Annotated in this window: 12 protein-coding genes and 2 pseudogenes; 6 read left to right on the forward strand and 8 right to left on the reverse strand. The window is 57.4% G+C overall.

All coding sequences use genetic code 11. The features are described 5' to 3' along the window. Positions 1-29 precede the first annotated feature (29 nt). Positions 30-797 (forward strand): IclR family transcriptional regulator, encoded by a 768-nt coding sequence (locus ABRP30_RS14975; RefSeq protein WP_349975880.1) that lies wholly within the window; start codon positions 30-32, stop codon positions 795-797. A 465-nt stretch (positions 798-1262) separates the two neighbouring features. Here the strand turns inward: ABRP30_RS14975 and ABRP30_RS14980 are convergent, their stop codons facing one another. After that, positions 1263-1850 carry a methyl-accepting chemotaxis protein gene (locus ABRP30_RS14980; RefSeq protein ID WP_372490492.1) on the reverse strand — a complete coding sequence of 196 codons (588 nt, stop codon included), beginning with the start codon at positions 1848-1850 and terminating at the stop codon, positions 1263-1265. 315 nt (positions 1851-2165) lie between these two features. Continuing rightward, a pseudogene (locus ABRP30_RS14985) lies at positions 2166-3149 on the reverse strand (cache domain-containing protein); the annotation flags it as partial. Between the two features lie 493 nt (positions 3150-3642). On the opposite strand from ABRP30_RS14985, the pseudogene ABRP30_RS14990 reads away from it, so the two are divergent. Beyond that, positions 3643-4026, forward strand: a pseudogene (locus tag ABRP30_RS14990) (MarR family winged helix-turn-helix transcriptional regulator); the annotation flags it as partial. A 426-nt stretch (positions 4027-4452) separates the two neighbouring features. Here ABRP30_RS14990 and ABRP30_RS14995 read toward each other — a convergent pair. From ABRP30_RS14995 to ABRP30_RS15005, 3 genes are all read right to left on the reverse strand, one after another. After that, on the reverse strand, positions 4453-5559 hold the full coding sequence (locus tag ABRP30_RS14995; RefSeq protein WP_349975878.1) for an alpha-hydroxy acid oxidase: 1107 nt from the start codon (positions 5557-5559) through the stop codon (positions 4453-4455). Positions 5560-5561: 2 nt separating this feature from the next. After that, a complete protein-coding gene (locus tag ABRP30_RS15000) occupies positions 5562-6242 on the reverse strand; it encodes a Fe2+-dependent dioxygenase (RefSeq protein WP_349975877.1) in 681 nt (226 codons plus the stop codon). A 149-nt stretch (positions 6243-6391) separates the two neighbouring features. Beyond that, positions 6392-8698, reverse strand: a complete 2307-nt coding sequence (locus ABRP30_RS15005) for a TonB-dependent siderophore receptor (protein ID WP_349975876.1) — start codon at positions 8696-8698, stop codon at positions 6392-6394. Between the two features lie 394 nt (positions 8699-9092). Here ABRP30_RS15005 and ABRP30_RS15010 point away from each other — a divergent pair, with 394 nt between their 5' ends. The 4 genes from ABRP30_RS15010 to ABRP30_RS15025 all read left to right on the forward strand — a co-directional run bounded on the left by ABRP30_RS15010 (position 9093) and on the right by ABRP30_RS15025 (position 12414). Further along, positions 9093-9383, forward strand: a complete 291-nt coding sequence (locus ABRP30_RS15010; protein ID WP_349975875.1) for a c-type cytochrome — start codon at positions 9093-9095, stop codon at positions 9381-9383. Positions 9384-9528: 145 nt separating this feature from the next. Then, positions 9529-9906 carry a DUF2946 family protein gene (locus tag ABRP30_RS15015; protein ID WP_372490315.1) on the forward strand — a complete coding sequence of 126 codons (378 nt, stop codon included), beginning with the start codon at positions 9529-9531 and terminating at the stop codon, positions 9904-9906. A 103-nt stretch (positions 9907-10009) separates the two neighbouring features. After that, positions 10010-11926: a TonB-dependent receptor domain-containing protein gene (locus tag ABRP30_RS15020; protein WP_349975873.1), complete on the forward strand. Its 1917-nt coding sequence runs from the start codon at positions 10010-10012 to the stop codon at positions 11924-11926. Between the two features lie 56 nt (positions 11927-11982). Further along, positions 11983-12414, forward strand: coding sequence for a copper uptake system-associated protein (locus tag ABRP30_RS15025; protein WP_349975872.1), 432 nt, complete (start codon positions 11983-11985; stop codon positions 12412-12414). Positions 12415-12448: 34 nt separating this feature from the next. Here the strand turns inward: ABRP30_RS15025 and ABRP30_RS15030 are convergent, their stop codons facing one another. The 3 genes from ABRP30_RS15030 to ABRP30_RS15040 form a co-directional block, all read right to left on the reverse strand. Continuing rightward, entirely contained in the window at positions 12449-13024 is a 576-nt protein-coding gene (locus ABRP30_RS15030; RefSeq protein WP_349975871.1) for a putative natural product biosynthesis protein, read from the reverse strand. Positions 13025-13099: 75 nt separating this feature from the next. Beyond that, positions 13100-13474 carry a DUF2946 family protein gene (locus ABRP30_RS15035; RefSeq protein ID WP_349975870.1) on the reverse strand — a complete coding sequence of 125 codons (375 nt, stop codon included), beginning with the start codon at positions 13472-13474 and terminating at the stop codon, positions 13100-13102. A 190-nt stretch (positions 13475-13664) separates the two neighbouring features. Continuing rightward, on the reverse strand, positions 13665-14048 hold the full coding sequence (locus ABRP30_RS15040; RefSeq protein ID WP_349975869.1) for a DUF2946 domain-containing protein: 384 nt from the start codon (positions 14046-14048) through the stop codon (positions 13665-13667). Positions 14049-14051 lie beyond the last annotated feature (3 nt).

A 14051-nucleotide genomic window follows, 5' to 3' on the forward strand; every position in this document is an offset into this window, starting at 1 on the left:
ATTCTTCACTGTGAGCGATGCCATATAAAATGACTGAAGAAATATCCCCTACCGAGCGTGCTTTTCTTGCGTTGGAGCTGCTGGCCAACCGGGGCAGCATCAATATTTCGGATCTCATCCAACATCTCGACATGCCCAAAACGTCCGCCCATAGGTTGCTGAGCAACCTTGAGAGCTTCGGGTATATTCGCAAGTCGGAAGGACGAGGTTTCAGGATTGCGCCCCGCCTGTTGGAGTTGTCAGCAATGATCTCCATTGCCTCCCATGCCCAGGCTCCTGTCCACTCAATCTTGGTCGGTCTGACCCGAGCCACTGGCGAAAGCGCAAGCTTTGGTATTTTGAATGGTCACCAGCTCGAGTACATCGATAGCGCAACAGCCGATACTCGTCTGACACTGCAATTCCAGGCAGGCCAGCGCGCCCCGCTCCATTGCACCTCAAGCGGACGGGTGATTCTCTCGCTGATGAGCAATCGTGATCTCTCAAAATACTTAGCAAGCGGGCCTTGGGAACGGTATACCCCAAAAACTGTTTGTGAGCGCGATGAGCTGGAGGCGGTTATCGAGAAAACCCGCGAGAATGGCTACGCCATCACCGATTCCGAATACACATTAGGTGTGATTGGAGCCGCGGTTCCTGTGTTCACAGCGGAGAACCGACTGGTGGGGTGTGTGAGCGTTTCAGCGCCTCAAGCCCGGAAAACCGAGGAAGATCTGATTAAAATTATCCCACTACTGAATGACGCTGCGAGACGAGTTACAGCTTGTCTCGCAGCGGCGGAGGAAGATGATATCTGAGAAAACGGCGGCATCTGCAGTGGCTCTGCAAGATCTAGGTATTCATCGCGGTTAAAGGTCTTAGGCACCATCATAGGACGCTCCGGCAAAAGTCTTTGAAACCGGCAGCTCGCGAACATTCGCAGCCGGAAAACCTCACCACAACGAAAATATCGGTACAAATGGTTCCGATAATCGGAGCTAAACCTGTATTTTTTCGCCGCACTCAGTAATATTGCACTCGCTTACCAGATTGACCCTTTCTCAGACGCCAGCCCACACTCTGGCGTTTTTTTTCGTCCCGACGAAAACCTACTATCACCAATCGTGGCGAACAACTTGATCACGTATTTAGTACAGGCAACGAGGCCACGCATAACTGCACCGGGCCTCATTGCACTGCAAATCAAAGCAAACCGTCATCGGGTGTGCGTCATGATCGCTACCAACCACACTTAGTCGGATAGCATGGGTGAGGCATCCCCGTCACAGTTTGAAACGCGTCAACATCTGATTCAACTCAAGCGCCTGCGCATCCAGACTCACGCAGGAACTACGAATGAGCTCCAGGTTATGCGCGCACGCAGCAGTCAGCGCCTCGATCTGAGCCATATCCTCTCCAATAGCTCCGACGACATTAGTCTGCTCTTCTGTAGCTGCAGCTACCGACAGGTTCATGCCATCGATGTCTTTTATCTTTTGCAGCACGGTGCTCAACTGCTGCCCCGTGGACTCTATGACCGTCGCACTCGCCTCACCCAGGCGTTTGCTTTCAGCCATGCCCTCAACGGTTAGTTGCGTCTGGTGCTCAAGCCCGACGATAAGGCTGTTGATCTCCTCGGTGGACTTTTGCGTCCGGTGAGCCAAGGCCCTGACTTCATCGGCGACGACCGCAAATCCTCGCCCAGCGTCACCCGCTCGTGCCGCTTCTATCGCAGCATTCAGTGCCAAAAGATTGGTCTGCTCGGAAACGGCCTTGATGACGTCTAGGATTTGCCCGATACCCACCGTCTGCTTGTTCAACGCAAGGATGTTGTCTTGGGATAGTGCGAGGTTTGTCGACAAAGTCCCCATTGAGCTCGAGGACTCCTCAACGAGCCCCTGACCTCGGAGCGATGCCTCCCTAGCCCACGTCGCCTCCTTCGACGCCTGCGATGCATTCCCTGCAATCTCGCCGGCAGCAGCCCCAAGTTCCTGTATCGCGGCAGCAACCGAGATGGCCCGACTTGACTGCTCTCCCGCGTTCGAAAGAGTTGCATTTGTAGAGCTGACCACCTGGCCTGAAATCTCAACCACTCCGCCCGCCACCGCCCTTACCGATACAAGCGCCTGGTGTATTTTGCCAACAAACCCATTGAACGCTTTTGCAAGGTCAGCGAATTCATCAGCTGAAGTGATCTGAAGCCTCTGAGTGAGATCGCCCTCGCCTGTAGCAATGTTGTTCATCGCCTCGCCCATCGCGCGCAGCGGGGTGGTGAGGAGTCGGATGCAGATGAGCAGCACTATACTGACGCATAGGATCGTCAAAACAATGGCGATCAACCCTGCAGCCCTCACGTTGTCCAATCCTGCAAACGCCTTTGCGTAATCAATTGCCACGCCCAAGTACCATGTTTGCCCTGGAAGCCCATTAATGGGTACGAAATAAAGCAACTGGTCTCCGCCATCTCTGCTCACCTGCCACAGAGCGCGGGTCTTGATATCAATTTCCTTACCGTAGATATCCTTCAGCACTTTCAGTTGCATGTACTCGTCAGGACTCACCAACACCTTTCCTTCAGCATTGATAATAAAGGGGTATCCCAGACCTCCAAGTGTCTGAGCCGCCAGGCTGGACACGACGGATGTGAGCGCAAGGTCTACACCCAACACACCCACCAGATTGCCTTGCCCAAAGAGCGGAGTAGCAATGGACACGACTAGCTTTTGAGTAGCTGAATCAACGTAGGGCTCAGAGAGGATTACGCCATTCGCGGCTACTGCTTGTTGGTACCTGGGGCGCGTACGGTAGTCATAGCCGTCAGGCATTTTCTTGGCCGGGCTGTTGATGAACTCCGCACGATCTGCGAACCCCACGTAGGTCATACCAAACGCATCCAACATGACCGGACGAGCGATCGAGCTGGTGATTGCCTCACGTCTGGGATCGATCTCAATACCCTGGCGGACGCTCAAAAGCAGTTGCACACGAGTGTTAAGCCACTCTTGTATATTCTGGGCAGTGACAGCGGCTACCTGATCCACCATTTGCAGAAGACCGTCGTTAATCGTCCTTTTCTGAATACGATCATTCACTGCGGCGTATCCACTAAACCCAATCAACACGACCACGATGACGACCAAAGTCACCTTCTGTGAAAATCTCATCCTCATTACGCTGCCCCTCCCCTACACCCGCCGCAAAATACTTCAATCCCGATTATCGGAACACTAAGTTCCAGATAAATATAATAAGGCAATGTGCGCACCAATACATCCCACGCGCATGGGGAGGGCTTCACTCTTTAGAAATTCGTATGAAGTCAGAGCGCTGATGAGCACGCTTTTCAATGGGGTGACTATGATGCGAAACAGCTTGAGCGCGATGCAGGTTTCGCAGGCTGCCCTTCCATGCTCGAAGGCCAGTCTAACGCCACAACAAGACCTTCCCCTCGACGTAGGTAAGCGCCACCAGAATCGCACACCTCACGCTCTCCTCCTAGAAACGCTAGACACGAATGCGTGCAGATTCCGTCTTGTGGAACAGCCGTCCGCCGGCAAGCCGGCTGAGGTGGCCGTAGCCCGCGGAACTGAGGTGGCACAAGGTGCGAAGGCACTGATCTGCTCAAGCACTCACACCGACGGTTCGGTTCAGTTTGTTTTGTCGGTGCGCCGGGCACAACTGAAACTGTTCCAGAACCTGATCGCACGGCTTTCGACACACGACCTACGACCTGCGCAGTTCTCGGCCCTAGCAATCATTGAACAGAACCCCGGATTGATGCAGTCCGACCTGGCCAAGGCTTTAGCGATTGAACCACCACAAGTGGTGCCTCTGCTGAACAAACTGGAAAGCCGGGCCCTGGCGGTGCGGATACGCTGCAAGCCAGACAAGCGCTCCTATGGCATCTACCTCAGCAAGAGCGGTGGGACGCTGCTTCAGGAGTTGAAAACGCTCGCGGCTGAGAGTGATCAGGAGTCCACTGCCGCACTCACGCCGATTGAGCGCGAGGAGTTGCTGCGATTGCTAAAAAAGATTTACCAAACCTGAGAAATCAAAAGAGAGACTACTGAGCTCGCCTTGCAGCCCAGATCAGGTCTAAACGAGACCCATCTAACATCGGCGCATGAATCCTAGGGCTGAGCGCCCCACCGTGCTGACATTGCCCTGCCACCGGCTTACGCCACGGCAGTGCGCGTACTGAGTGAACTCAGAGACAAGATCTTCTATTTCGCGGTGACGTACGGTACGAATGACTATCTCTACGTCGACCGTAGAAGGTCATGGCGGCTTGCGAAAAACCAGCCCACGTAGACGCCGCGAATTGCTGACGATACCCGCAATCGCCGAGGCGTACCTGGCATACAATTTAGATTTGATTTGCAGGTTGTGTGTGTATGTGTGTGAACTAACTTGATCTTGACCGAGCTAAAAAGCGAGTTTTAGGGCATCGCCGATGCTGGACTAGGTACTGCCTCAACTAAGCGTGCGCGCGCCAATACCAGCTAGGTTGCGGCAACCGGTCAAGGCCATCACCACCTCCAACTCAGCACGTAGGATCTGGATTACATGTGCGACTCCAGGGGCACCAGCCGCCGCCAGTCCCCATATGTAAGGGCGCCCTACCAGGACCGCATCAGCGCCCAGTGCCAAGGCTTTGAACACGTCGCTACCACGGCGAATCCCACCATCCAGCAACAATGGCACACGGCCACTGACGGCGCTAGCGACCTCAGCCAGCACCTCGATCGTCGCGGGCACGGTATCTAGAATTCGACCACCGTGATTTGAGACGATGATACCATCGATCCCCTCGGCTAATGCTCGACGTGCATCATCCCCCGTCATCACGCCCTTGAGCACAATCGGCAGACGTGTCAGCGAACGCAGCCACTGCACATCTTGCCATGTAGGGGCAGCGGCCAACAAAGGGCCGCCTAGCAACAACCCACCTGCTGGCGGCGCACCTTCGCCTGAAAAACGCCGCATACCGCGAAGATTGGCCGCCTCGATCCCCGCCGGTAGTTCGAAGCCGGCACGCTGCTCGCGGTTTCGCGCACTGCTGACTGGCGCGTCCACCGTCAGTACCAGAACCTTATAACCGGCGATTTCCGCTCGGCGTACCAGATCACGGGTGAAGTCACGATCAGACTGGAGATATAACTGAAACCACAACGGATTTTGCGTCGCGTGGGCAATTCTTTCCAGCTCGACGCTAGCCTGGGTGCTGACCACCATGCCCGCTTGTACCGCCGAGGCAGCCAGCACCGTAGCCAGCTCACCATCGGGATGCGCCAGTTTCTGATAAGCCACTGGCGCTAGAAAGATCGGGTGGGCGAACGTCTGACCAAAGAGCTGCAGGCAGGTATTACCACCGGCCAGGTCAGCCAGCACGCTGGTCCGCAAACGCAGGCGCTGGAACGCCGCAGTATTCTCTCGCAGAGTCAACTCATCGGCGGCACCACCGGCGATGTAGGCCCACGCCTGCTCACTCATACGCTGACTGGCGAAGATCTCATAGTCAGTGACGGAGGCAATCGTCGGTGGAATCTGTGTCAATGCAGGCAGGGGTATATTCGTCATCTTCAGGTATTTGTCCAGTGACGTAGCAGATTGTGATAAACGCCGGTCAGGCGAATCAGCTCAGGGCTTTCAGGCACCTGCAGAGTTAAAGCCTGAATCGTCTCATCCAGCTCTAGCAACAGGCTGCGCTGACTTTCTTCGCGTACCAGACTCTGCGTCCAGAAGAAAGCGGCCAGGCGCTTACCACGAGTGACCGGTTCGACCCGATGCAAATTGCCGCTCGAGTAAAGCACAAGATGACCAGCCGGCAACTTGACACGTTGGCAGCCAAAACTGTCCTGCACCACCAGTTCGCCGCCATCGTATTCATCCGGTTCGCTGAAGAACAGCGTTGCCGAGACATCGGCACGAATACGGTGCGGTGTACCCGGTACGCTGAAAACTGCATTGTCGATATGGTTGCCGTAGGTACCGCCATCCGTGTAACGGTTGAAAGATGGCGGTAGTACTTTTAGTGGCAGAGTCACTGCCATAAAACGCGGGCAGCGGCCTAGTTGAGCAAGGATAAAGTCCGCCAGTTGCTGCGCCAGCGGATCGTCCTGGGCCAATTGTTGATTGGCCTTTGTCCTGACCGCGAGATGGCCAGCGGTACTACGCCCGTCCTGCCAGTCGGCGCGGTCCAGTGCCTCCCTACATTGCTGCAGTTGTTCTGCTGTCAATACATCAGGAATGGTCAGCATCATGGTCGATTATCTCCAGGGACTGTGATCAAGCATGTGCTCCAGGGCCTGTAGGTTAACGGCACGCTGACACATGCTGACAGCACCATCCCCCAATAAATACACCCAGAGCACCTTACATGCTCCGGGCGTTAGTCAAACGGCTAAGAGAATCAAAAGCGAAACTCGGTGCTGACCAGGTAGGTTCGAGGGTTCCCCAAGAACACACGAGTGCCGTTCCAGTTCGAAGAGCTGACGTACTCCTCATCGGTCAGATTATCAATATTCAGCCGGACATCGACATTCTCGTTCACCGCATAGGACGCCATGGCGTTGAAGGTCGTGAAGCTAGGCAACTTGCCAAAGGTACCATTAGGGATTATGCGGTTAGCATCATCCGGGCGCCCCAGATAGGAGGAGGCGCTGTGCTGCAAACCAGCGCCCAGGGTCAGGCCAATAGGCAGGCGGTAAGTGGTCCACAGGTTTGCGGTCATTTTCGGGGAGAACGCCAGCTCATCACCATTGGTGCGAACAACGCTACCATAGTCACCCGGGTTAGCGCGTTTACGCGCTTCGTCGAGGTAACTGCTGTGCTTACGCTCGCTGTCCATGAGTACGACCCCGCCGTAGATATCCCAGGCATCAGTGATCTTGCCCGATGCACCAAGCTCGATGCCTTTGACCACCTGCTTGCCGTGGCCTTTCAGACTATCTACAACTTCACCCACATCGCGCCCAGTGATCGGCACATCCTTCTTCTCGCTATAGAATAGTGCTGCCGTAGTGGACAGGCGATTGTCGAAGAAGTCCCATTTGGTGCCGAGCTCATAACCCACGATTTTCACTGGATCAGCACCATCGACGAATCCGGGGAACGCGTTGTCTCCGGTACGGGAAATATCCGAACTGGACAGATAGGAGCCTGGTGGTGTCGTAGAAACCCCATAGGCGGCATAGATACTGCCGTTCTCTGCGGGCTTGTAAACCAGACCGAGTTTGCCACCAACGGTGAACTCAGTATCATCATAGCCATCCACACCACCAGTGGACGCACCTGCAGCGTTCTTACTATCAATGTTCACGCTGTAGTTCTCGAAACGCAAACCAGCTGTCAGTTGCCATTGATCGTTAAACGCCAAGGTGTCGTAGAGATAGACCGCCACAGTGTCGATTTTCACGTCGTTGGTCTCGACGGCCGCCGGGCTGAGCGGCCCGTTACGATCCTCGTTAGGATCAAAAACGCTAGTTGCGGTGCGGTTCACAGTACCAAAACGGTCAGCCTCCGACTCCTCACGCGTCAACTCCAAACCAGTGGCAAGCGTGTGTCTAATTGAGCCTGCCTGAAAGGTTGCAGACAGGTTGGTCAAGTTGGTCAGACTAGTGTTGACCCGATCGTAGAATTGAGTCTGCGTGTTCACCATGCGTGTCGCTGTGGTGTACCCAGTCGGCACGGTAAAGCGCGCAACGCGATCAACGCGTGCCCAGCGAGTCTGGTTGCTGATCGTTAAGCCATCGGATAGGTCATGCTCGAAACGCGCGAGGAAGGAGTCGACGGTAGTGTCATCGTAGTCAGACTTCAGGCCATAGAACGCATCGCGATCAGCACCCGAAGTGCTCGGGTCGTAGCGCTGCATATCCTTTACCGCGGCAGCAGGTGTGCCCCAATCAGGACGATCATTCTGCACTTGGTGCTCATAGGCGAAAATTGCCCGCGTATTGGTACCGAGACCAAAGGCCAGGGACGGCGCCAGGCCCCAACTGTCTTTTTCCGCATGCTCGCGACCGGCCACGCCACTGCCTTCCAGCATCAGATTCAGGCGCAGGGCCGTGGTCTCGTTGAGTACCTGATTGGTATCCAAGGTAGCACGCCTGCGCGCCTCCGAATCATAATCGTCAAAACCATAACTAATGCCACCGTTAAGGAATTCTGCCAAGGTCGGCGTCTTGGTCACTAAGTTGACATAACCACCAGCACCGCCACGTCCGTTGTCAGACGCCGGTCCTTTGACCACTTCAACCTGCTCAATATTGAAGACATCACGGCTGTAGCTTCCGGAGTCACGCGAACCGTCGACGAAGATATTGCCGCTAGTATCGAAACCACGCAGGCTGAAGTTGTTGGAGTTGGTCGAAAAACCGTTCTCGCCAGCGCTGAAACTGATTCCTGGGGTGTTTTTCAGTACGTCAGTCAGGTTGCGTGCACCCTGTTCTTTATAGAGCCGCTCGGTGATCACATTGACGGTTTGCGGTGTGTCCAACAGCGGCGCGGTCGCCTTAGGCGAGGATAACTTGTCGACCTTGTAGCCTTGCTCGTGCACATCGGTGATTTTGACATCACCCAAGGTCACTGGGTGTTTACGCCCCTCTGTACTTTCCGCTGCCAAACCGTTTCCGGCCCAAGAGGCGACGGTGAGACCTATGGCAGAAGCCAGCAAGCGCCGGGGTGGGAGGCTTTCGAGATTAGTCCTACTGTCACGCATGAGAATCGATCCTGTTTGAGAACTGATCGTGATTCTAATTGCGAATTGATATCAATCAAGATTTACATTTAATTTACACATGTAATTTTGTAACATCGTATTATCAGGCATAGGGTGCATGATGCCCATCGAGGCGCAGATAGACAAAAGCCGGGACGGTACGCCGTCCCGGCTTTTGTTTGACCGATGAAAAACCCTGCCAAGAGTAAAACACCGGATCAGGTTCAACGTAGCACGGCTTCCGAACGGTGCAGGCCTGCGACAACCTGCCGCACCGTGTATCAAAATCTACCGGACAACGTCCTCCCTGCACCTATGCGGCTGGAGGTCGCACCTGACAGATCCCGCCGCCCTCATAGACTCTGGCTTCCCGTAAAAACCTGAGAGGTCGATCATGAAAAAAACATTGACGATGCTTGCTTGTCTGGCAATCGCGAGCCTGGCCCAAGCGGCTAGAGATCCGGAGGCGGTATTCAACCGCGCCTGCCAGATGTGCCACAACGGCCAGCTACCCATGGCGCCGAAGAAAGGCGACCACGAAGCCTGGAAGCCTCGGCTGGCACAGGGTAACGAGGTACTGGTCAAGCACGTGACTGAGGGTTTCAAAGCGATGCCGGCACGCGGTTTGTGCATGGACTGTACGGCCGAAGACTATAAGGCAGTCATCGAGTATATGTCCAAATAACCCCGGTACCTATCGCCCTAGGTGCAGCTCTGCTGAACGGAGGCGATGACAGGTGCGGCAGGGTGTCGCACCTGGCGTAAGCGCGAAGCATTGCTAAAGTGCCCCATTGGCCCACTCCAAACGCAGCGGCCATCGAGCAATGGATATGCATCGACAAACAGGACGTCGCCGCTCAATAGCCTGGACGCTTTACGCAAGCCTGCTGTTCGCCGCACTTCACTGTGGCCTCGGGCACGGCCAGGCAATCAGCCTTACCCTCAATGGCATGGGTGGAGCGTTCTGCGGCCATGCCGGGGCGGCGCCTAACGTCACCCGTTTCGATCATTGGCCTGGCGACACCTTGGCAAGCGGCAGCATGATCGACTGCCCACTGTGCAGCCATACTGGCCTAGCGTTCACGCCTCTGCTGCCCGACCTACCCGTTGTCCATCTCGCCAGTTCGCTTTCGCTCATTGTGCTCATCGCCTGGCCCCGCCGACTCTGGCCTACAGCCAACCCACGCGCCTCACCTGCTGCAGCCTGATCAAGGCTCATACCCACTCGTGCCCCTTGATGACCATGGCGAATAGTCATGCACACAAGACATGCCCGTCACGGCTGTATTTCGCAACAGGAACACCCAGAGCATGAAGAACAAAACACTTTGCTGCGCTGCCGCACTCGCACTGTCCAGCACAGCTGCAATGGCGCAGAGCAGCACCGTGGAACTGGCTGAGACCTCGGTAGTAGGGACCTCTATCATCGACCAGAACAGCGTGGATAGCTTCGCCAGCCTGACCACCGTGGTCGGCCAGGAGCAGATCCGCGACCTCAACGCCCTTGACCTGTCCTCGGCCCTGCGCCGCACACCCGGCGTAGTGGTGTCACGCTTCAACCCGGTCGGCTCGTTCGGCGGTGCCGAGGGCGGCGCCGTGTACATTCGCGGCATGGGTGCCAGCCGCCCCGGCAGCGAGATCAAGACCTACATCGACGGCGTTCCTTTCTATATGGGCGTCTGGGGCCACCCGCTACTCGACCTGCTGCCGATCAACGCCATGCAGAGCATCAGCGTCTACAAGGGGCCGCAGCCGCAGAAGTTCGGCAATACCTTCGCAGCCATCGACCTTGCGCCCAAAGTCGCCGAACAGGGCGACAATCATCATGGCGAACTGCAACTGACTGGTGGCAGCTTCCGCACCGCCACCGAGCAGGCCAGCCTGATCGGCCGGGAAGGCAATTTCGACTACCTGCTGGCCCAGGGCGCGGCCCACTCGGACGGCGATCGCAGCGACGGTGACGGCCGGCTCAACAACGGTATGGCACACCTGGGCTACCGGCTGAATGAAAACTGGAGCACCGGCTTGCTGGTACTCCACGCCAACAACCAGGTCTCCGACCCTGGCCAGAAGGGCCTGCCGGACACCAAGAACGGCGAGTTCCACACCCGTGGCACCCTGGCCTCGCTGTCCCTGGCTCATAATCACGCATGGGGCAATGGCAGCCTCAAGGTCTACCACAACGAAGGCCGAGGCTCGGCTCTGGATCAGACCGGCCAGGACGGCGACACCATCAGTGATTTCACCCTGCAGGGAATTCGCTGGGAAGAGCAACTGCGGCCCTGGCAAGGTGGCGAAGTAGCCTTGGGCCTGGACATCGACGAGAGCAAGGGTGAGGTGCACTTCAAGCGTATCGCCCCGGCGCCACAAGCGAAGTTCGATGCACCGACCCTGCGCGTGACATCGCCGCATGCCGCCATCAGCCACGCCTTTGCCCTCAACGATACCTGGACCCTGACGCCGTCGGCGGGTTTGCGCACCTATGAACACAACTTGTTCGACAACGCCACCGCTCCGCACGCAGGCTTGCTGCTGTCGTCGAGCAGTGTCGAGTTCCGTGCCAATGCTTCGCGCGGTATCAACTATCCAGGCCTTGAAGCTTCGGTTATGTCGGCCCTGATCCCAGCCCTGGGTGAAACCTGGAAGGATCTCAAACCCGAGAAAGTCGATCACCAGGAGCTTGGCGTGCGCTTCAACCCAACTGACGGCGCCACCGTGGACCTTGCGGTGTTCAAGGACAAGCTGCAGGACCGCTACCTGTTCGCGTTCCCGCCTTCGGTAGCTCGCCCGTCCTACATCAACCTCGGCGATTACAGCATCAAGGGCGCCGAAGCGACCTGGCAGCAGCGCTGGAACAGCAACTGGAGCAGCTTCGTCGGCTTTACCTGGCTCGATCCGTCGCTCAAAACCTTGCCGTATGCTCCGCAGAAGTCGCTGTCATTCGGCACCACCTACGAGGTGGGTCCATGGCGCCTGTCGGCCGATGCTCAGTATCAGAAGGACATGTATGTGCTGGCTGAGGAGCGCAGCGCAGGGGCCAGTAACTTCTCCAAGGTCGACAGTTTCACCGTGGTCAACATGCGCGTGGGCTATGCCGTGCCTGCGCTGGGCAAGGTCGGCGAAGTGTTCGTCGCCGTGGAAAACCTGTTTGACCGCGACTATGCCTACCGTACCAACTACCCAATGCCGGGCACCTCCGCGCAACTGGGTGTGAAAATGGGCTTCTAAGCCCCAACCGGACGCTGCCAGCAAACGCTGGCAGCCTTTGAAAGGAAGCGACACAGATGAAAGCACCGATTCTCGCATTCTTGCTGGCCTGCAGCCCGCTGCTGGCCATGGCCGACACCGCGCAGGAAAAGCAAAGCATCCAGCAGTTGATGCGGCATAACTTCGAGCGTCCCGATGCACCGCTGGACGTGGCACCAATCACAGTCGAGGGCGACCACGCCATCGCGGGCTGGGTGCAGGACCAGCGTGGCGGCCGCGCCCTGCTGCGCAAGGGCGCGCATGGGTGGCGGGTGGTGCTGTGCGCCGGCGACTCATTGCTCGACCCGGCCACGCTGCGCAGCGCCGGGCTGGCCGACGCCGACGCGGCGCAGTTGAGCGAGGCAGTACGCAACGCCGAAGCCACCCAGCCGCCAGAGCGGGTCAAACAGTTCGCCATGTTCCAGGGCGTGGTGAAGGTCGACAAAGATGCCGGGCACGGCAATCACTGACGCTCGCCAGTGCCCGAATGCCGGAACGGGCTATCTAGCCAGGTACGGGCAACCAACGACGAAAGCTCTCCGGCCCCTTGCCACTGAGTGGGCTCCAGGAAAACTCCCAGGGCGGGGGCGGCAGTCCGCCTCCTTCCTCCAGAGTGAACGTCGCCGGGCGTATACCGGCTTTCCACTCAAGCACTACATCCGCCATCGGCTGCCAGGCGATCACTAGGCCACGTGCCTGTGACATGTCTGCGGCGACCCACAGGGCAGCTGCAGCGGCCAAAAACGCCTCAATATGCTCTTCGGTTACCCGCTCTTTATAGGGCGAGCCCAGCAGCCAGCGGCAGACGCTGATGTAATACGTCCAGTCCAGCGCCGGATGATGCCGGTAGGCCCACGTCATGAAACGGCGGAACAGCTCCAACCCTTCCGGTGGGTCGAGCTTGAGCAGGCCTGGGCACACATCGAACAAGGTGTGCCAATACGGCAGCAGTCGAGCATCCAGGTGGACGAAGCTGCGGGCGTTGCAGGGGTAATCGGGAAACGGCAGGCGGGACTCATTTCCACGCGCAGGGCGAGTCTGGGTGTCGAATAAGGTCGACACGGTCAAAGGGCGCGACATCACGTGCTCCATACGTCAGATAGCCTTCAACAGGGCCCGACCTGGAATCAGGTGGGCGACCTGTGCTCATAGCGTTCAGGCGATCGGATCTGGGGAGGCACGCGGGTTGATTGATGGCCAGCGCTCTCGTGGAGAACAGGGGTTGGTATCAGGGTGTGTTGGAGGCTGCACCTGTCCGAACCGCATTGGCGGCACGGTAAGCGTGACGGGCAGCGGTGCTGCACCACCGTTCGCGCAACAGCAGTGACCAGCATCCGATACCACCGGCTTTCCGGCGGCATCCATGTCCAACACCACTGGCTGCATGCCCCCTGACGAGCAGTAACTGCCGGTCAGCAGTTGCGCCAGGCTGAGCTCGCCCAAGGTACTGGCCATCGGCAGCACCGATACCTTGAACAGAATGGCCAGCAACGCAGCGACCCAGAGATTGTCCCAGGTGCTACTGCGCAAGCCGCAGCGCACGGTCACGTCTCGCTAGACGGAGCGTGCGCGGGGTTCAGAGTCTTCATGACAGAGCTGATCCTCCAACGACGACATACGTCGCAGTGCTGGTTGTGCACACGAACAGGTAGGCACAGCCGAAAGCACTGCAATCGAAAAGCGGGTACAAGCCCGCTTCAGCGCTTGAGCGCTGGCAACGTCAGAGAGGAGAAGCTCGAGGGTTGGCCGATGGCCAGCAGTAGCGCGGTGGTGCCTGGCTACGCAGCTCGCGTTTGAGCGGCTTTGGCTTGGCGCAGGCCAAGAGCCAGGCAACAGCTAGCAGGAACAGCAGCGTGAGGAAGGTTGCTGAGCAGGTCGGGCAGGAGAACGGGTTGCTCCAGTCAGCGGCGGTCAAACCACTATCCTGTTTGGCCTGCAACGTTGAAGTGTCGCTGCCCAAGCTACAGAAACCGCCGCCGCCAACGCCGTTTAGCGCAAAGCCCAGTGCCTGCCCGTGGCCCAGGCCACAGCACAAAACATTGAACAGGACACTGAAATACAGGGCCCAGGCAACAAGGGGGCGATTGGAGGTCGCACGGTTCATGGG

It is taken from the genome of Pseudomonas sp. WHRI 8519, from assembly GCF_040224055.2.
GTDB lineage: Bacteria > Pseudomonadota > Gammaproteobacteria > Pseudomonadales > Pseudomonadaceae > Aquipseudomonas > Aquipseudomonas putida_X.